The following is a 559-nucleotide window of genomic DNA, read 5'->3' on the forward strand; positions in this document are numbered from 1 at the left end:
AAATACGGGGGGGACGGTCCCTTGCAGATCGCGCTGACCGTCGAGGGCGAGCAGGCGGTGCTGACCATTGCCGACCACGGAGCCGGTATCGCCGCCGCTGATGCCGGGCGCGTGTTCGAACGCTTCGCACGTGGCGAGGGGGCGCCCTCTGGCGGTGCCGGGCTGGGCCTGGCCATCGTCAAGCGCGTGGTTGACAGCCACGGCGGCCGCATCGATCTGAGCAACCGCCCGCAGGGTGGCCTGGTCGCCACCATCCGCCTGCCCCGGAGTAGTTCATGATCCGCCTGTTCACCGCTGCCATTGCCCTGCTGCTGGCCCTGCCGGTGCTGGCCGCGCCCGGCGAGGTGCGCCGTTTTCCGGCGCAGGGCAAGGCCACCGCGCAGCTGCGCATCCACGGCACCACCGACATCGAAGTGTTCGCGGTGGTCATCGCCGATTACCAGCGCCTGCATCCGGGCACCGAAGTGGTGTACGAGGACATCATCACCCAGGACCTGTACGCGCGTTACCTGCACGACCGCGCCGGACCGGCCTCGCCGGACCTGCTGATTTCCAGCGG

2 protein-coding genes are annotated in these 559 nt (G+C 69.6%); both read left to right on the forward strand.

What is annotated here, in order from left to right; all coding sequences use genetic code 11:
- Positions 1-279: sensor histidine kinase (locus tag C9414_RS20925; RefSeq protein ID WP_258182660.1), on the forward strand; the 279-nt coding region annotated here is incomplete at its 5' end.
- Positions 276-559 (forward strand): hypothetical protein (locus tag C9414_RS20930; protein ID WP_219909139.1); only part of this gene is annotated, 284 nt, incomplete at its 3' end. The genes C9414_RS20925 and C9414_RS20930, both read left to right, overlap by 4 nt.

It is taken from the genome of Bacillus sp. Nf3, from assembly GCF_003028545.1.
In the GTDB taxonomy this organism is placed as follows: domain Bacteria; phylum Bacillota; class Bacilli; order Bacillales; family Bacillaceae; genus Bacillus; species Bacillus safensis.